The sequence below is a fragment of the Streptomyces sp. NPDC058195 genome, from assembly GCF_042883525.1.
Lineage (GTDB): Bacteria > Actinomycetota > Actinomycetes > Streptomycetales > Streptomycetaceae > Streptomyces.
On the sequence record NZ_JBHVVM010000016.1, the window covers coordinates 64,498 to 82,083 of the forward strand.

General features: G+C 73.3%; 17 protein-coding genes. 7 read left to right on the forward strand and 10 right to left on the reverse strand.

The annotated features are described in order from the left end of the window. Positions 1-163: 163 nt before the first annotated feature. From ACFVWY_RS20820 to ACFVWY_RS20850, 7 genes are all read right to left on the reverse strand, one after another. The gene (locus tag ACFVWY_RS20820) at positions 164-286 is read right to left on the reverse strand and encodes a hypothetical protein (protein ID WP_389874401.1); all 123 of its coding nucleotides are present in this window, start codon (positions 284-286) and stop codon (positions 164-166) included. A 272-nt stretch (positions 287-558) separates the two neighbouring features. Then, the gene (locus tag ACFVWY_RS20825; RefSeq protein ID WP_389874403.1) at positions 559-702 is read right to left on the reverse strand and encodes a hypothetical protein; all 144 of its coding nucleotides are present in this window, start codon (positions 700-702) and stop codon (positions 559-561) included. Positions 703-725: 23 nt separating this feature from the next. Continuing rightward, the gene (locus tag ACFVWY_RS20830; protein WP_389874406.1) at positions 726-857 is read right to left on the reverse strand and encodes a hypothetical protein; all 132 of its coding nucleotides are present in this window, start codon (positions 855-857) and stop codon (positions 726-728) included. Then, complete coding sequence (gene lanKC, locus ACFVWY_RS20835) at positions 854-3,589, reverse strand: class III lanthionine synthetase LanKC (RefSeq protein ID WP_389874409.1); 2,736 nt, start codon at positions 3,587-3,589, stop codon at positions 854-856. The genes ACFVWY_RS20830 and lanKC overlap by 4 nt, the downstream gene beginning before the upstream one ends. Before the next feature lie 429 nt (positions 3,590-4,018). After that, positions 4,019-4,159, reverse strand: coding sequence for a hypothetical protein (locus tag ACFVWY_RS20840; protein WP_389874412.1), 141 nt, complete (start codon positions 4,157-4,159; stop codon positions 4,019-4,021). A 309-nt stretch (positions 4,160-4,468) separates the two neighbouring features. Continuing rightward, positions 4,469-4,687, reverse strand: coding sequence for a hypothetical protein (locus tag ACFVWY_RS20845; protein ID WP_389874414.1), 219 nt, complete (start codon positions 4,685-4,687; stop codon positions 4,469-4,471). Positions 4,688-4,945: 258 nt separating this feature from the next. After that, a complete protein-coding gene (locus ACFVWY_RS20850) occupies positions 4,946-7,693 on the reverse strand; it encodes a BTAD domain-containing putative transcriptional regulator (protein ID WP_389874416.1) in 2,748 nt (915 codons plus the stop codon). A gap of 152 nt (positions 7,694-7,845) precedes the next feature. Between ACFVWY_RS20850 and ACFVWY_RS20855 the strand changes: the two genes are divergently transcribed. After that, positions 7,846-8,631 carry an SAM-dependent methyltransferase gene (locus ACFVWY_RS20855; protein WP_389874419.1) on the forward strand — a complete coding sequence of 262 codons (786 nt, stop codon included), beginning with the start codon at positions 7,846-7,848 and terminating at the stop codon, positions 8,629-8,631. Between the two features lie 89 nt (positions 8,632-8,720). After that, positions 8,721-9,536 (forward strand): exodeoxyribonuclease III, encoded by an 816-nt coding sequence (locus ACFVWY_RS20860; protein WP_389874422.1) that lies wholly within the window; start codon positions 8,721-8,723, stop codon positions 9,534-9,536. Positions 9,537-9,847: 311 nt separating this feature from the next. On the opposite strand, the gene ACFVWY_RS20865 is transcribed toward ACFVWY_RS20860, so the two are convergent. Beyond that, entirely contained in the window at positions 9,848-10,519 is a 672-nt protein-coding gene (locus tag ACFVWY_RS20865) for a MerR family transcriptional regulator (RefSeq protein WP_389874680.1), read from the reverse strand. A gap of 180 nt (positions 10,520-10,699) precedes the next feature. On the opposite strand from ACFVWY_RS20865, the gene ACFVWY_RS20870 reads away from it, so the two are divergent. From ACFVWY_RS20870 to ACFVWY_RS20890, 5 genes are all read left to right on the forward strand, one after another. Further along, positions 10,700-12,229, forward strand: coding sequence for a flavin-containing monooxygenase (locus ACFVWY_RS20870; protein WP_389874424.1), 1,530 nt, complete (start codon positions 10,700-10,702; stop codon positions 12,227-12,229). Further along, positions 12,226-13,185, forward strand: coding sequence for an alpha/beta fold hydrolase (locus ACFVWY_RS20875; protein WP_389874427.1), 960 nt, complete (start codon positions 12,226-12,228; stop codon positions 13,183-13,185). Before ACFVWY_RS20870 ends, ACFVWY_RS20875 begins: the two co-directional genes overlap by 4 nt. Next, positions 13,182-14,075, forward strand: coding sequence for an SDR family oxidoreductase (locus ACFVWY_RS20880; RefSeq protein WP_389874429.1), 894 nt, complete (start codon positions 13,182-13,184; stop codon positions 14,073-14,075). The genes ACFVWY_RS20875 and ACFVWY_RS20880 overlap by 4 nt, the downstream gene beginning before the upstream one ends. Before the next feature lie 86 nt (positions 14,076-14,161). Next, positions 14,162-14,401 (forward strand): hypothetical protein, encoded by a 240-nt coding sequence (locus tag ACFVWY_RS20885; RefSeq protein WP_389874431.1) that lies wholly within the window; start codon positions 14,162-14,164, stop codon positions 14,399-14,401. Between the two features lie 409 nt (positions 14,402-14,810). Next, positions 14,811-15,257, forward strand: a complete 447-nt coding sequence (locus tag ACFVWY_RS20890) for a peptidoglycan-binding domain-containing protein (protein ID WP_389874433.1) — start codon at positions 14,811-14,813, stop codon at positions 15,255-15,257. Positions 15,258-15,348: 91 nt separating this feature from the next. On the opposite strand, the gene ACFVWY_RS20895 is transcribed toward ACFVWY_RS20890, so the two are convergent. Together ACFVWY_RS20895 and ACFVWY_RS20900 are read right to left on the reverse strand one after the other, a co-directional pair. Beyond that, positions 15,349-16,263 carry a helix-turn-helix domain-containing protein gene (locus ACFVWY_RS20895; RefSeq protein WP_389874435.1) on the reverse strand — a complete coding sequence of 305 codons (915 nt, stop codon included), beginning with the start codon at positions 16,261-16,263 and terminating at the stop codon, positions 15,349-15,351. Then, the gene (locus ACFVWY_RS20900; protein ID WP_389874437.1) at positions 16,260-17,330 is read right to left on the reverse strand and encodes a helix-turn-helix domain-containing protein; all 1,071 of its coding nucleotides are present in this window, start codon (positions 17,328-17,330) and stop codon (positions 16,260-16,262) included. Before ACFVWY_RS20900 ends, ACFVWY_RS20895 begins: the two co-directional genes overlap by 4 nt. Between the last annotated feature and the right edge of the window lie 256 nt (positions 17,331-17,586).

The window sequence follows — 17,586 nt, forward strand, 5'->3', positions numbered from 1 at the left end:
GAGCTGAGGCCGTCGGCCGCCTGGTCGTCCTGCGGGCCCTCGGGGAGGTCGAGGTTCTGGAGGTTGAGGATCGCCTTCATGGTGTTCTCCTTCTGCTGTGAGCGTTGGTGTGTGAGGTGCTTCGGGCGGTGGCTGTGGCTGTGGCTGTGCGGGGTGCGGTGGATCAGGCCTCGGTGCCGCCGCCGTTGTTGCAGAACATGCTGATCGAGCTGAGGCCGTCGGCCGCCTGGTCGTCCTGCGGGCCCTCGGGGAGGTCGAGGTTCTGGAGGTTGAGGATCGCCTTCATGGTGTTCTCCTTCTGGAATGAACGAGGGATTCTGATGATGTTCTGGGGTGTGGAGGTGGGGCGGTGGGGAATTCGGGACGATCAGGTCTCGTCCTCGAAACCGCAGTGGAGAATGGAGCTGATGGCGCTGCTGGCGAGGGCGTTGTCCTCGTCGGGGCCGAGCTGGGGGCTGACGTTCTGCAGGGCGAGGATGGTCCTCATGACATGGCCTGCTTTCTTGGGTGTGGGTTTTATGGGTGCGGGTTTAGGGGTGCGGGCTTGGGGGGCGGTTCTCAGACCTCGGTACCGGTGCCGCCCCCGCCGCCCCCGCCGCCGTTGTTGCAGCCGATGCTGATCGAGCTGATGCCCTCGGCGATCTCGTCGTCCTGCGGGCCGCCGGTGATGTTGAGATCCTGGAGCCTGAGGATCAGGTTCATGACTTCTCTCCTTCTTTTCGGGGCTATTCGTCGGTGTTGTCGGAGGCGCAGTTGAAGCTCATGGAGCTGTGGATGACGCCGGGGTCGAACGGACCTCCGTAGCCTTCCGGGGGGTGGCCGGTGGCGAGGTTCTGCAGGGCGAGGACCGCGTTCATCTCTCCTCCTTCTCCTTCGACGGGATTCCGGCGGAGGCTCGGGCGGCCTCGGCAGGAGCTTCGGTGCCCTCGCAGGCCCACACGCTGTGCGGATCCTCGGTGGGCGCGATGCCGCGTGGTGCGCTGCTGTGCGGGGCGGTGGCGGACGCGGCGGCCCGCGGCGTACGGGCCGGGGCGCCGGGCCGGTCCAGCAGGGGCAGGGCGGGGAGCCGTCCCGCCACGGTGTGCAGGGTGTGCAGGATGCCCGCGGTACCGGTGGCCAGATCCATGGACAGACGCAGGTTCTGGTCGCCGGTGGTGGCGATGCCGCCCTCGTGGTCCAGTGCGTGCCAGGCGAGGTCGCGGACATGGCCGGTGAGGGCCGCCGTGCGCCGTGGATCGTTCTCGGCGGCACGGTTGTGGGCCAGGGCGGCGGCCAGCCCGGCCCTGCCGAGGAACAGCCCGCTCTGGATGGTGAAGCTCAACTCCGTGGCGGCGTGCAGGGATTCGAGGGTGGCGTCCAGCCGCTCGTCGGGCCGGTGGAGCAGATAGGCGTGGAGCGCGAGGGCGATTCCGGCACTGCCCTGCCCGAGGTACGGCAGCAGCCGTCGGCCGTCGTTGAGATTGAGTACGGAGTCGGCCTCCAGACAGTGGTCCAGATCGAGCTGGAGGGACTGGCGGGCCAGGTCCAGATAGCGCTCCTCGCCGGTGTCTTCGTACAGGCTGACGAAGAACAGGGCGGGGCCGCTCCAGCCGCGCAGCAGCCCGGCGCTCCGGGCGGGGGTGCGGGTGACGGTGGCGAGGCGGGCCGCGAGGCGGTCGCCGGTGTCCAGGACGTGGGCGTGCAGGCCCGGTTCGTCGAGGACGCGGGCGAAGTGCCGCAGGTTGAGGCCGATGCCGGCCAGCCCGTCGTGCAGGCCGATCGGGGCGGCGTCGTCGGTCAGGTCGATGGCCCGGTCGAGCACTTCCAGGGCCTGCGCGGTGCGGCCGACCAGATGCAGGGTGTAGGCCGCGCCGTGCAGCCCGTCGTACAGTCCGGGCCGTGGGCGGGTGGCGCGATGGGTGGCCTGCCAGAGCCATTCGTGGTGCTCGGGATCGGTGGGGTGGCCGGTGGCGGCCAGGGCGTAGAGGACCCCGGCGGCGCCGTGCGCCAGGGTGTAGCCGCCGTCGTGCAGCGCGGCGGGGTCACCGGGGAAGAGCCGGTCGGTGCGTTCGGGCGTGGCGGCGGAACGGATCGCGGCGACCAGGCGTTCCTCCAGCTCGCGGGCGTGCGCCGAGGCCGGTTCGGCGGCGGTGGCGGCGAAGAGTTCGGGCACGGAGCGATCGGTGCGGGCGGTGACGCCCGGCGGGGTGAGTCCGGCGCTCACCCGGCTCGGGAACTCCTCCGGAAGGTCGAAGAGGCGGGTCGCCGCCTCGGCGAGCTGTCCGGCGCGGGCCGGGTCCAGCTCCAGCGTCATGGTGAGCGGCAGGAACAGCGAGAGCCGCAGGCAGTCCAGGGCGTAACGGTCGCGGTCGAAGCCGGTGGCGTGTGCGGCGACGTACCCGGGGGTGCCGATGCTGGGCACGGCCTCACCCGCGTCGGGCCGGTACGAGATCTCGAAGTCCACCAGGGCGACGCGCCCGTCCGGGCGGACCATCACGTTGGTGGGGCTCAGGTCGCCGAACACGGTGCCGGTCGCGTGGACGGCCTCCAGGACGCGTTCCAGCTGATCGAGGATGTCCAGCGCCCGGTCCGCGTACTCCTGCCGCTGCTGGGCGGCGGCGTGCGGTCTGACCAGCGGGTTGGCGGTGGCCGTGAAGCGCTGGAGGGTCTCTCCCTCGATGTATTCCTGGACCAGGAAGTGGTGCTCCCAGGCGGTGAACGTGCCGAGCAGTTCGGGCACGCAGTCCAGGTGGGCGAGCCGTCGCAGGGTGGCGGCCTCGCGGTGCAGCCGGGTGACCGCGTCGTCCCCCGCGCCGTCCAGCCCGGCGAGCGGCCGGGCCTCCCGCAGCACGACCTGGCGGCCGGTCGCGTCGTCGGTGGCGAGGTAGACGCCCCCGCCGTTGGAGTAGTGCAGGGCCCGCTCCACCGTGTACGGGAAGGCGGGGTCGTCCTGGGCCGCGTCATGGGCGTCGATCTGCGCGGCGACGAAGTCGGGCACCGGCGCCCAGTCGGGGACCTGGAAGACCGGGGTGCGCTCGTCGGGCACCAGGACCCCGTCGGGGCGGGAGACGGCGGGGCTCCGGTCGCCGTTCTCGGTCAGGCACTCGCGGCGGGCGAATCCGCCGTAGCGCAGGTAGAGGGGGCCTTCCCGCCACCGCAGGTCGCTGAGGATGTACGGGCCGGGGCGCCCGGCGAGCAGCGGATCGAGGTCGTCGAGGGTGCGCCTCAGGTCGGCCTCGTCGACCGGGTAGAGGGTGATGAGTTTGCCGCTGCTGCCCCGGGGCGCGTACTTCGCGTTCATCGCCCGGTGCACTTGGGGGTGGGGCAGGAACTTGAAGGACAGCGAGCGGGAGACGCAGTAGTCCCAGACCGTGTCGATGACCTCGGCGGCGTCGGAGGCCGTGGCGGAGACGTGGATCTTCCAGCCCTGTGCGGGCAGTTGTACGTGGTCGGGGTGCACGTAGAGCCAGACGCTGCTCTCGGTGCGGCGCCAGCCGGGCGGGGCGGGGCGGTCGGTGGCGGGGAACGCCGGACCGGTGCGGGCGGTGTCGTTGCTCTCGTAGAACGGCTCGTCCGCCCGGCAGTAGGCGAGGTGGTTGATTCTCTCCACGGGATTCTCCTCGGGGTGCGCCGGGGCACGGCGGCGTGACGGATCGCCGGCCGGCCGGTGCGGGGCGGACAGGGCGGGGTACGGAAGGGTGGGAGCGCGGCGCGGCGCGGGAGCGGGCTGCCCGAAGAAGCGGGAGGCTCACCGCGAGGGGCCTGAAGCGCTGTGCAGGGCGGTGAAGCACCATGAAGCGCCGTGCGGTGCGAGGAAGAGCTGGGAAGGAACGCGACGGAACGCGACGGGCCACGAAGGGCCACGAGGAACGACGAAGGACTACGAAGGACCGGTGGAGGACCGCGAGGGACCGCGAAGGCGCGAGAGGTCGCGAGGCACGACGCGGATCAGCAGGTCAGGCACGTCACCGGTGGTGCGGAACCGGCCGGGCCGGGCCGGGGACGGGTCACGGAACCACGGGGGCGGGCGCCGTGCCGGTCACAGCACCGCGACCTGCTCCGGGCCCATGTCCGGCCAGGGAAGGGCGCCGTCGGCGGCCGGACCGCCCTCATCGTCGTGGCGGGGATCGTAGAAGCGGTCGAAGAACGGGTCGTTGACGGAGCTCGAAAACGCGTGCACGAGGATCATCTCCCTGAGGTAGGGGCTCGAACGGGGTTCTTCCGGGCGTACGGGCCGAGGGCTGCGGCGCGTACCGGGCCGGGGTGCGCAACTGAGGTGCATACGGGTCGAGGTGCGCAACTGAGATGCGTACAGTCCGAATCGCGTAGGGCCGAAGGGCGTAACTGAGGGGTGCGCGGGCCGAATTGCGTAAGGCCGAGGTGCGGACCGGGCCGAGGTGCGCGGCCGAAGCGCGGCCGGAGCGCGGACGGCCGAGGTGGGACGTTCGGGCCGAAGCGCATTGGGGCCGAAGCGCGTTCGGGCCGAGGGCTACTGGACCGGGCAGCCGGCCGGGAGGGGCCGGACGGTGCAGCTCGGCTCACCCCAGCCGGTCTCGTTGCCGTCGGGCGCGGGGAGAGGAGTGGCCGAGGTGGTCGAGAACGAGGCGGCCCGCGTCGCCGTACCGTCCGCCGCGTAGGAGGCGCTCGCGCCGCCCAGGACGAAAGCCGCCGCCGCTGCCACTGCCACCACTCGGATCACGTTGCGCATGAGCGTGTCTCCCCACATCTCGATCAGCTCCGGGCCGGGTCGGTCCGGATCGTTTCGGTTCGGTTCCCCCGGGATTCTCCGGTGGCCCCTTCCTTCTGATGAGAAGACTGCCGCCCCCGCGGCACCGGGACCATACGGTCGATGCGTCCGGAACGTGCAGCCCGGTTGAGAGGGGATGGCAATCTGGTACGAACCCGCACCGAACCACCCTCCGGGAGCCTTCCGGCGACCCGCCCACAAGCTGCAGGGTCCATCCGGTCAGGGAGACAAAACGGACCGGTCGTCGCCCTCCGGACGCACCGGCGGGGCCACCGGCCGTCCCAGGGCGGCGAGTTGGGACCTGGCCCGGTTCACGCCCTCCTGGAAATCCTGGCGAGTGGCCTCGGCGAGGGCCTGGCGTGCGCACATCTCCGCCCCCTCCCGCTCGCCCAGCGCCAGCAGCGCCTCACCCCGGCTCAGCCGCAGCGTGGCCCGGCGCATCACGCCCAGGCCGGTCGTCACCCCGTGGTCGTCGAGCGCCAGCGCGTACGCCGTGCAGCGTTCCGCCGCCGCGATGTCGCCCCGGGCCAGGAGCTGGTACGTGCGGTGCTGGAGGGCGAGGAGTTCGGTGAGTACGTCGTCGGCCTCGCGGGCCAGCCGGACCGCCCGGGTGACATGGTGCAGCGAGGTGTCGGTGACCCCGTCCGCGTCCAGCGCCACCGCCAGGTTGATCAGGGCGATCGCCTCGCTCGACGGGTCGTGCGCGCGGGCCGCGAGGGCGGGCGCCAGCTCCAGCTGGGCCAGCGCCTCGGAGAGCCGCCCCTCCCGGGTCAGCACCCAGCCCAGCAGCGCCCGTACCCGGGACTCCGCGGCCGGGTCGTCGAGCCGCCTGCTCGCCTCCAGGGCCTGTTCGAGCAGCGGTGCCCAGCCGTCCCGGACGCTCCACAGCACGTACGGCCACTGGAGTACGACCAGGCGCCAGGCCCGGTCGTCATGGCCCGCCGCGCGGGCGGCGGTGACCGCGGCGGCCAGGTTCTCGCGCTCCGCCGCGTACCACCGCAGGGCGGCGTCCCGGTCCGCGAACGTCCGCACCGGGAGGTCCGCCGCCCCCTGGGGCAGGACGCAGCACGGTTTCTCGCCGGGTTCGGCGGCCAGCGACGCGGCGAGCGCGGTGGCCGTGCAGCTGTCCAGCAGCCGCAGCAGCGCCCCGTCATCGGTGACGAGGCCGCGCGCGTACAGCCGGACCAGGTCGTGCAGGGAGTAGCGGCCGGGGGCGTGCTCGGTCACCAGATGGGCCCCCGCGAGCCGGTCCAGTGCCTCGGCCGCCACGGCGGGCGGCCTGTCGAGCAGCGCGGCGGCGGCGTACCGGTCCAGGTCCGGTCCGGGCACGACCCCGAGCAGGGCGAAGAGCCGCACCGCCTCCGGCGCCAGCCCCTGGACCGTGATCCGGAGGGCCGCCGCGACCCCCGAGTCCTCCGCGTCGTCGAGCGAGAGCAGGGCCAGCCGCCGCTGCTCGTCCGCGAGTTCGGCCGCCAGATCGGCGAGCCGCCAGTGCGGCCTGGCCGCGAGCTGGGCCGCGGTGATGCGCAGCGCGAGCGGCAGTCCGTCGCAGAGCCGGGCGAGCCGGTCCGCCGCCTCGGGCTCGGCCGCCACCCGTTCCTCGCCGACCGCCGCGGCGAGCAGCGCGGCGGCGGGGGCGGGGCCGAGGACGTCGAGCGGCAGCGGCCGGGCCAGTTCCTCGACGATCAGGCCGCCGAGCCGGGTGCGTGAGGTGACCAGGACGGCCGAGCCGGTCCCGGCGGGCAGCAGGGGGCGGAGCTGGTCGGTGCCGCGCGCGTTGTCCAGGACGATCAGGAGCGCGCGCTCGGCGGTCAGCTCGCGGTACAGGGCGGCGGCGGAGGCTGCGGATTCGGGCAGTCCGCGCGCGGGCACCCCGAGCGCGAGCAGGAACTCCCGTACGGTCTCGGCCGGTTCGGCCGGTACGCCGCCGAAGCCGCGCAGATCGGCGAAGAGCGTGCCGTCCGGGTAGCGGGACTGCGCGCGGTGCGCCCAGTGGAGCGCGAGCGCGGTCTTGCCGACCCCGGCGGGGCCGGTGACCAGCGCGAGGGTGCCTGCCCCGGTGATCTGGTCCAGCGTGTCCAGCTCCGCGTCCCGGCCGAGGAAGCCCCGGACCCCGCGTGGCAGCAGCCGGGGCCCCGCCCCGCCCGGAGCCGCGCTCTCCTTCGCGGGGCCAGGCTCCGCACCGGAACGTGTCCCTTCCCTTTCCGCCGCCTTCGGCGCTCCTGCCGCCCCGCCGCACAGGACCGCCTCGTACGCCCCGCGCAGCCCCGGCCCCGGGTCGATGCCCAGTTCGTCGGCGAGCAGGCGGCGGGTGCGGTGGTAGTGGTCGAGCGCGTCCGACCGGCGCCCCGCCCGGTCCAGCGCCACGACCAGCGCCTCGGCCAGCGATTCGCGCAGCGGGTGTGCCGCCGTCTCCGCCTGGAGCACCGCCACCGCACTCGCCCGGTCCCCGAGCCGTTCGTACGCTCCCGCCAGGCTCTCCGTGACCTCCAGCCGGGCCTCCTCCAGCGCCTGCGCGGCGGCCCGCAGCGAGGTGCTCGGGGCGGTGCCGTCGAGCGCCGGGCCCTGCCAGAGGGCGAGCGCCTCACCGAGGTCGGCCACCGCGTCGGCGGGCCGCTGCCGGGACCTGCCGCGCCGGGCCAGTCCTTCGAAGCGGTGGGTGTCGAGCAGTGTTTCCGGCACTTCGAACACGTACGACGGGCCCCGGGTCATCAGGCCCACCCCGTGCTCCCCGGCACCGGCCGAGGACAGCAGGGCCCGTAGCCGCGACACATGGCCCTGGACGACCGTGCGGGCGTGGGCGGGCGGCGTCGCGTCCCAGACCGTGTCGATCAGCTGCTCCACGGATACAGGGGAGTTGGCCTTGAGGAGCAGCGCGGCGAGCACGCTGCGCCGCTTGGCGGGACCTAGCTGGAGCTCGCCCGCCCCGGTGGCGGCGCCCACCCTGCCGAGCAACCGGAATTCCATCGCCGCTTCCCCGCCTCCCCGTCTCGCCGGGTCGTGTCCGGAGGCCATGCTCCGGACCGATGATCTTACGAGCCCTGTCTCGCGCCCCGGGAATCGTGTCACCTACGCTGGGCACGTTCGCACGAGCGAGGAAGCCCGCGAGGAGGTGCCCCGTGCCGGTCGGCACACCCGAGCCCCGGATCGACACCAGCAAGCCCCACCCCGCACGCGTCTACGACTGGCTGCTGGGCGGCAAGGACAACTACCCCGTCGACCAGGCGGTGGCGGAGAAGCTGCCCGGGGAGGCGCGCGGCAACGCGGCGCGGAACCGGGCCTTCATGCACCGGGCCTCCGCCTGGCTGGCCCGCAACGGTGTGGACCAGTTCCTCGACATCGGCACCGGCATCCCCACCGAGCCCAATCTCCACCAGATCGTCCAGCGGATCGCGCCCGCCGCCCGGATCGTCTACGCGGACAACGACCCGATCGTGCTGCGGCACGCGGAGGCGCTGCTGGTCAGCACGCCGCAGGGTGCCACCGACTACATCCACGCCGATGTGCGACAGCCCGAAACGATCATCGAGCACGCCCGTGCGCTGCTCGACTTCGACCGGCCCGTCGCCCTCTCGCTCATCGCGCTGATGCACTTCCTGCCGGACGACCAGGACCCGTACGGCCTCGCCCGCACGCTGGTCGGCCACCTGCCCAGGGGCAGTTACCTGGTGCTCTCGCACGGCACGGCCGACCAGCACCCGGAGCTCCGGGCGGCGACCGAGGCAGCGTACGAGAAGGGGGCGATCGCGCTGCGGATGCGGACCCGGAGCGAGGTCGAGCCGTTCTTCGAGGGCCTGGAGCTGGTCGAGCCCGGCCTGGTCTTCGCCACGGAGTGGTACCGCGGGGAACCCGCACCGGTCCAGGAGCGCAGCGGCTTCTACGTGGGCGTGGGCCGGGTCCGCTGAGCCCCTGGTCCGCGGGCGGTGCGGGCCGGGTCCGGCGCGACTGTGGCAACCTGGCTCAGCAGGAACACCTACCGCCGTAGGGGCATGTTTTGTACACAGTGACCAGCGTCAACGTCAACGGGCTCCGTGCCGCCGCCAAGAAGGGCTTCGCCGAGTGGCTGGCCCGGACCGAAGCCGATGTGATCTGCCTCCAGGAGGTGCGGGCCGAACCGCACCAGCTGCCCGAGGAGGTACGCGATCCGGCGGGCTGGCACACCGTGCACGCACCGGCCGCCGCCAAGGGGCGGGCAGGGGTTTCCCTCTACACCCGGCGCGCGCCGGAGCGGGTGCAGGTCGGCTTCGGCGGGTTCGGTATCGCCGGGAGTGACGAGTTCGACACCAGTGGGCGCTACGCCGAGGTCGACCTGCCGGGCGTCACGGTCGCCAGTCTGTATCTGCCCTCCGGCGAGGTGGGCACCGATAAGCAGGAGGAGAAGGAGCGGTTCATGGCCGCGTTCCTCCCGTACCTGAAGGGCCTGAAGGAGCGGGCCGCGGCCGGGGGCCGTGAGGTGCTGGTCTGCGGCGACTGGAACATCGCCCACCAGGAGGCCGACCTGAAGAACTGGCGGGGCAACAAGAAGAACTCCGGCTTCCTCCCCGAGGAGCGGGCGTGGCTGACCCGGGTCTTCGACGAGGCCGGGTACGTCGACGTCGTACGCTCCCTCCACCCCGGCCAGGAAGGCCCGTACTCCTGGTGGTCCTACCGGGGCCGGGCCTTCGACAACGACACCGGCTGGCGGATCGACTACCAGGTGGCGACGCCGGGCCTGGCCGGACGCGCCGCGAAGGCGTACGTGGAGCGCGCCGCCACCCACGCGGAACGCTGGAGCGACCACGCTCCGGTCACCGCCGTCTACGGAAACTGACCGGCAGGTCCCGGTCCTGGCCCCGCTCCCGCGGAGCTTCCCGGGCGGAACCCGCCGGGGTGGCCGGAGAACCCGGAACGCCCTGACCGGCCGCTCGTGGGGGCACGCCTGCCGGCCGGCCGTGTGCGGGGGAGCGGGCACGGGCGACGGGGAGGGAAGGCTCCCCGCCCGCCGCTTCCCGGAGCCTTGAACGGTGAGGCGCTCGAACGGGAGAGCGGTCGAACGGGAGGGCGTGCAAGGAGGTTCAGGCCGGGCAGTATTCCGGCGTGCGATCAAGGAACTTCCCGTGCCCGGCCCTGGGCCGCCGGCCGTCAGCCGGGCTCCCCGGCGCCCTCCGCGGCCCCGCCCGCGGGCGGTTCGGCAGGTGGGGGCTGGCGCAGCCGGCGGTCCAGGGCCATGGACAGTTCGGCGTCCACCACCGCGCGGGCCAGCGGGCGGAGCTGGGGCGGTTCGGGGTCGTCGCTGTGGTCCCGCAGGACGTGCACGAAGAGTTCCGCGAGCGCGTCCGCGTGGGCGCGGACCCGGCGCCCGGCCGCCAGGACCGTCGCGAGCGGCACGCCCTCCCGTACCAGCTCGGACGACACGTCCAGCAGGCGGCGGCTGATGTGGACGATCTCCTCGCCGTCGGTGGCGAGGTAGCCGAGTTCGAGGGCGGTGGCCAGGTTCTCGGTGGTCGTCTCGCCCTCGAAGTAGTCCGCGAGCTGCTCGGGCGTGAGGTGGACCGGGGTCTCCTCGGTGGGCTCGCCCAGCCCCAGCACCTCGGCGACGTCCCGCCCGCTCTCGAAGGTGCGGGCCAGGTCGGCGATCCCGGTCAGGGTGTGGCCGCGCTCCAGCAGGCCCGTGATCGTGCGCAGCCGGGCCAGGTGCCGGTCGTCGTACCAGGCGATGCGCCCCTCGCGGCGGGGCGGCGAGATCAGCCCGCGCTCCCGGTAGAAGCGCACGGTCCGCACGGGGATCCCGGCCTTCTCGGCCAGCTCCGCCATGCGGTACTCACGCTGCTCGTCACGCTTCTCGCGTCCTTCGGCCACACCCGCACCCTATGTTGTACCGCCGGTAACTTTCCCCCGTCGTACCCCTACCCATCGGTACGGAGCTGCTCTACTCTCCCAACATTGCCAGTGATTGCTGGCAGAGTCGTGTGACGTACCGCAGGAGGCGGCAGCATGGCCGAGCACGAGCACGTACGGGTGGCGGTGATCGGATCCGGATTCGGGGGCCTCGGGGCCGCGGTCCGGCTGCGCCGCGAAGGCATCACGGACTTCGTCGTCCTGGAACGCGCCGACTCGGTCGGCGGCACCTGGCGCGACAACAGCTATCCGGGCTGCGCCTGCGACGTACCGTCCCACCTCTACTCGTTCTCGTTCGCACCCAACCCCGACTGGCCGCGCACCTTCTCCGGGCAGCGGCACATCCGCGCCTACCTGGAGCACGTCGCGGACACCTTCGGGCTGCGCCCGCACATCCGGCTCGGTCACGAGGTGACCGTCATGCGCTGGGACGGTACGGAGCTGCGCTGGGTCATCGAGACGGCGAACGGGGCCACTCTCACCGCCGACCTCGTGGTCTCGGCCTGCGGTCCGCTCTCCGACCCGAAGATGCCGGACATACCCGGCCTGGCCGGCTTCCCCGGCAAGGTCTTCCACTCGGCCCGCTGGGACCACGGCGCCGACCTGAGCGGCAAGCGCGTCGCGGTCGTCGGCACCGGAGCCTCCGCCATCCAGATCGTGCCCGCGATCCAGCCGACGGCGGGCCGCCTGACGCTCTTCCAGCGCACCCCGCCCTGGGTCATGCCGCGCATGGACCGGAAGATCAGCGGCATCGAGCGCTGGCTGCACCGCACCCTGCCGGCCACCGGCGCCGCCCGTCGCGGACTGCTGTGGGGCATAAGGGAGTTGCAGGTCAGTGCCTTCACCAAGCACCCCGGCGAGCTGGGCCTGGTCGAGAGGATAGCCAAGGCCAACATGGCGCGGGCGATCAAGGACCCGGCGCTGCGGGCCAGGCTGACCCCCTCGTACCGGATCGGCTGCAAGCGCATCCTGCTCTCCAACACCTACTATCCGGCGCTCGCGCGGCCCAACACGGACGTGGTCGCCTCCGGGCTGGCCGAGGTGCGCGGCTCCACGCTCGTCGCGTCCGACGGCACGGAGACCGAGGCCGACGTCATCATCTTCGGCACCGGCTTCCACGTCACGGACATGCCGATCGCCGAGCGCGTGGTGGGCGCCGAGGGCATCACCCTGGCCGAGCACTGGAAGGACGGGGTGCAGTCGCTGCGCGGCGCGACCGTCTCGGGCTTCCCCAACTGGCTGTCGATCATCGGCCCGAACACCGGGCTCGGGAACTCCTCGATGATCCTCATGATCGAGTCCCAGCTGAACTACCTGGCCGACTACGTACGCCAGTTGGACGTGCTGGGCGGCCGGGTCGCCCTCGACGCGCGCCCCTCCGCGCTCGGCTCCTGGAACCGCCGGGTGCAGGAGCGGATGCGGCGCACCGTGTGGAACACCGGCGGCTGCGACAGCTGGTACCTGGACGCCGAGGGCCGCAACACCACGGTCTGGCCCGGCACCACCGCCGACTTCCGCCGCGCCACCCGCACGGTCGACCTGACGGAGTATCAGGTCGTGCGGCCTCCGAAGCAGGCGCCCGGCGCCGGAGCGCAGGCCCCGCTCACCGAGGAGGTCGTGGGATGAGCCGGCTGCTGCGGCGCGCCGACGCCCCGCCGGTACCGGCGCGTGAACTGACCGTGCGCTCCGCCGACGGCGCCCGTCTGCACGTCGAGGTGCACGGCCCGGACGGCGCCCCCGCCGTGGTCCTCGCGCACGGCTGGACGTGCAGCACCCGCTTCTGGGACGCGCAGATCAGGGCCCTCGCGGCGGACCACCGGGTGGTCGCCTACGACCAGCGCGGTCACGGGGGCTCCCCGGCCGTCGCCCCCGGGGAGTACAGCACCGACGCCCTCGCCGACGATCTCGAAGCGGTGCTCGCCGCCACCCTCGGACCGGGGGAGAAGGCGGTGCTCGCCGGGCACTCCATGGGCGGCATGACGATCATGGCAGCCGCCCGCCGGGCCGGGCTCCGCGAGCGCGCCGCCGCCGTACTGCTGTGCAGCACCGGCAGCTCACGGCTGCCCGGCGCGTCGACCGTGCTGCCGCTCCCGGCCGGGAAGGTCCGGACCGCGGGAACCCGCGCGATCCTCGCGACCGCGGCCCCGCTGGGCCCGGTCACTCCGCTCACGCGCCGGGTGCTCAAGTACGCCACGATGGGAGCGGGGGCGGCCCCGGAGCGCGTCGCCCTCTGCGCCCGGATCGTGCACGCCTGCCCGCGGTCGGCCAGGTCGGGCTGGGGGAAGGTCCTCGCCGATCTCGATCTCGACGCGGGCGTGAAGGAGTTGAGGGTGCCCACGGCCGTGGTCGCGGGCACCGCGGACCGGCTGACGCCGATCGGGCACGCCCGCGCCATCACGGCGGCGCTGCCCGAGGGCCTGGGGCTCACCGAACTGACGGGTCTGGGCCACATGACTCCCGTGGAGGCGCCGGAGGCCGTCACGGCGAAGATCCGGGAACTGGTCACCGCGTACCTCCCGGCAGGCACCCGGAACACGGACGAAGGCACGGACGGCACGGCCGAGAAGAAGGAGGTCGCATGAGCGGCAGGCGGAGTCTCGAAGGACAGGTCGTCGTCGTCACCGGCGCGGCACGCGGGGTGGGGGAGCTGCTGGCCCGCAAGCTCTCGGCGCGCGGCGCCAGGCTCGCGCTGGTCGGCCTGGAACCGGACGAGCTGAAGAAGGTCTCCGAGCGGCTGCACACGGAGAGCGACCACTGGTTCGCGGACGTCACCGACCACGAGGCGATGGCACGCGTCGCCCAGGAGGTCAAGGAGCGGTTCGGGAAGGTCGACGTCGTCGTCGCCAACGCCGGGGTCGCCGCGGGCGGGCCGTTCGTCGACTCGGACCCCGAGGCCTGGCGGCGGGTCATCGAGGTCAACCTGATCGGTGGCGCGGTGACCGGGCGGGCGTTCCTGCCGGTGCTCATGGAGAGCCGCGGCTACTTCCTCCAGATCGCCTCGCTGGCCGCGATCACCCCGGCCCCGATGATGACGGCGTACTGCGCGTCGAAGTCGGGTGTGGAGGCGTTCGCGCACTGCCTGCGCGCCGAGGTCGGCTACCGGGGCGTGAAGGTGGGCGTCGGCTACCTGTCCTGGACCGATACGGACATGGTGCGCGGCGCCGACCAGGACGACGTGATGCGGGAGCTGCGCCAGCGGCTGCCCTGGCCCGCGAACCGCACGTACCCGCTGGGGCCCGCCGTCGACCGGATCGTGGCGGGCATCGAGCGTCGGGCCCCGCACGTGTACGCGCAGTGGTGGCTGCGCGGCATGCAGTCGGTACGGGGCTACCTGCCCACGCTGATCGGAGTCGTCGGCCAGCGGGAGGTGCGCAAGTTCGCCCCCCGGCTGGACGGCATCAGCAAGGGGCTGGTGGGTGCCGGAGGCGCCGCCGACCAGGACGCGAGGGCGGCGAACACGCAGCGTAAGTGATCGACATGCGATGCCCGCCGGGGGCTGCGAGGCTGAACGCGGTCCTCATGGACCGTCCCCCACGCACCCACGAGGAGTGACACCGCATGGGTATCGCAGACCAGTTCAAGGACAAGGCGCAGCAGCTCGCCGAGGAGGCCAGGAAGCGGGCCGGGCAGAGCGGTCAGGGCAACGACCAGGGCCAGGACCGCCGGGAGCGGATGGGCGACGAGGCCCAGGAGCGGCTGCGGGACGCGTCCGACCGGGCTTCGGACACCGCGAAGCAGGGCCGCCGCCGGGCGGGCGAGGCGGCGGACGACCTCCGCGGCCGTCGCGACGGCCGCTGAACCGGTCTTGCCGTCGGACCTCCGGGATCGCGCGTTCTTTCGTGAACTGCCGGTGAGCTGCCCGTGAGTGGTCCGTGAGCTGCCCGTGAGCGGTCCGTGAGTTGTTTGTGAGGGGCGTGCCCGGAAGGCCGGGCACGCCCCTTTCGCGGAGGCCCGGAGCGGAATCCGGTGCGGCGGAGCGGAACCCGGTCCGGCCGCTGAACGGAAGCCGATCTGCCGGATTCGTCCCACCCTCCCCGGTGTCCCGCCGCCCCCTCACCCCATGCCCCGTCCCCGCAGGCCGGAGCGTGGAACGTCCCAGGAACGCGTCACCTTGCCAGCGGCCGTGGCGGCCCGGACGCCTCGCCCCGCAACCTGGTGGCAGAGCCGGCCGGGGGGTCGGCTCGACCCAAGGGGAGGGAAACAAGACATGCGCAGGATGACGCGGATGTTCGTCACCGCCACCACGGCGGTCGCGATCGCCGGAGGCGGCGTGGCCGCTGCGGGCACCAGCTTCGCGGCGACCGGACACCCGGCGCAGGCGGCGGCCACCACGGCCGTCACTCCGCTCGCGGTGAACAACATGGGCCTCAGCACCACGCAGGCCAAGTCGGTTCAGCGCTGGCTGAAGACCTACTGGGGCTACACGGGCGCCATCGACGGCCAGCTCGGCACCGGAAGCTGGCAGGCGATGCAGCGCTTCCTCAAGGCGCACTACGGCTACACCGGTGCGATCGACGGCGACCCCGGCCCCAACACCGTCAAGGCGATGCAGCGCTGGCTGAAGGCCCAGTGGGGCTACACGGGCGGCATCGACGGGATCGCCGGTGACGGCACCAGGAGCGCGTTCAAGCGGTTCGCCAACGCCTACGCCTGAGGTCTCGGCTCCTGAGCGCCAGGAGCCGTGAGGGGCGAGCAGAACACCGGGGCGTCCGGCCGGTCCGCAGCGCTGCGGACCGGCCGGACGCTCAGCCCGTGAAGCACTCCTGGCGGCCACCCGGCACCGTGAGGCAGATCCGGGTGCCGGACCTGCCGTCGCCTTCGGCCATCGGGGTCGACAGGTACCGCCCGGTGTCGTGCGTGCCCTCGGCGCTGACCTGCTGGGAGCGCCCGGTCGGCAGCGACAGCTCGACCCGGTCGCCGGGCCGCAGCCCGGTGGTCCGCACCCACACGGCGTGGCAGAGGGCGGCGTGACGGAGCTCCAGACGCCGGCCGCCGGACGCGGTGTGGGTGGCGAGCGTGGTGATCATCCCGGCTCCGCCGCACCCCATCGCGACCGGATTCCTTCCCTCGCAACTGTCCGCCCGGCAGCCGGGGTTACGGATCAGCCGCTCCGTGACGGCCCCGGTCCGGTCCGGGCGGTCCGGCTCCTTCGGGGCTCCGCCGACGAGGGCGCCCGCCGCCACCGTCGCCCCGACGACCGCCGCGACGGCCGCCGTAGTGACCGCCCACCTCCGCACGCCCGGCCGGGCGGCGGCGGAGGGCGCTCGGCCGGAGGCGCCCGGCACGTCGGAGGCGCCCGGCACGTCGGAGGCGCCCGGCGCGGCGGAGGCGCCCGGCGCTTCCTGCTCCTCCCCGTACGCCTGCGGCTCTGGCGGGCGCGCCGGACCCGTGCGCGGAGCGGAGAGGGCGCGGGCCCGGCCGCTCCACTCCGCGTCGGCCAGATCCCAGAGCGCCAGCATCCTGCCGGGCGGTGTCCGGGTGAGTGCGCACAGGGCCTGGACCGCCTGACGCGGCACGGGCTTCTTCCCGTTGAGGTACCGCTCCCAGGACGATTTGCTGTACGGGGTACGGGCCGCCAGCGCGGCCAGGCTCAGCCCGGACCGTTCCCTGATCGCGCGGAGTTCCTCCGCCAGGTGCCCGCCCGCCGTGGAAGCCGTCATCTGCGCAGTTCCCGCCAGGTGTCCTGGCCGATGATCCCGTCGACGACCAGGCGGCGGGCCTGCTGGAACTTCTTGGCCGCGCCCTTGGCCCGCTCGTCGTACAGCCCGTCGGTGGCCCCGGGGTCGAAGCCCTTCTCGCGCAGCAGGCACTGCGCCTCCACCACGTCGAAGCCGGTGCTGTTGATGTCGAGCAGCATCTCGCGGGTGTCGCTGTGCCCCGCCCGCAGTTCGCGGTGCTCACGTCGCACCGCACAGGGGTAGGTCCGGCCGCGCAGGTATCCCGCCCCGGCCGCCACCACGCCGCTGGGGCGGGCCTCCGGCGCGTCGGCTCCGCCCCGGGCGCCGCCGGTCAGCATCCCGGCCCCGAACGCCGCCGCGACGGCCACGACCGCCGTGCCGACCGCCCAGCCCAGCGGCACCGTACGGCCGTTCCGGCGCGGGCCCCCGTCCCGCGACGGTGCCGGCTCCGGCTCCGGGGGCCGCGCCCCCTCCCTCTGCTCCGCCACCGGGGCACCGGCGTCCACGGTCTTCGCGTCCACGGATTCCGCGTCCGGGGTCGGCGCGTCCGGGGTCTGCGCGTCCACGGTCTTCGCGTCCGGGGTCTGCGCGTCCACGGTCTTCGCGTCCGGGGTCTGCGCGTCCACGGTCTTCGCGTCCGGGGTCTGCGCGCCCACGGGTTCCGCGTCCACCGGCTTCCCCGCCCCGGCTTCCGCGTCCGGAGCCTTCGCCGACCCGGTCCCCTCCGCGGTCTCCCGCTCGGAGGACCGCCCCTGCGGAGCCCCGTCCGTCCGCCCCGCCTCCTTGGCGCGGGCCCGCTCGGCGACGTCGAACAGCACGACGAGCCGCGTCGGTTCCGTACCGCAGACCTCGGCCAGCTCTTCGACGGCCTTGCGCGGGACGGGCTTCTTTCCGTTCAGGTACCGCTCCCACGAGGAGCGGCTGTAGCTGGTCCGGCCCGCGAGGGCGGCCAGGCTCAGGCCACTGTGGTCCTTCAACCTGCGGAGCTGGACGAGGAGCTGCTGCTCACTGGTGGTGAGTTCGTCCGGAAGCTCTTTCCAACGCGGCATACGGATTCCCCCGATACATTCCGTCCGGTGCCCATAAATAGTGCGGCATCGCGACCGGCTGGACGAAGCATGGCGTGTCGGCCACCAGTCGCCGTCCCATGATCGCACCTTGGGACGGGGCATCCCAGCAGGTCAGGACGGGTAGCGTCCCACATCGGACCTGATCGGCAGGCAGGTCTGGTCATCCTGGATTCGGTCAGCCAGAGTCGTCGTCGGACCCGGGTGGAACCGGGTGGAACCGGGCGTGGACCCGGGC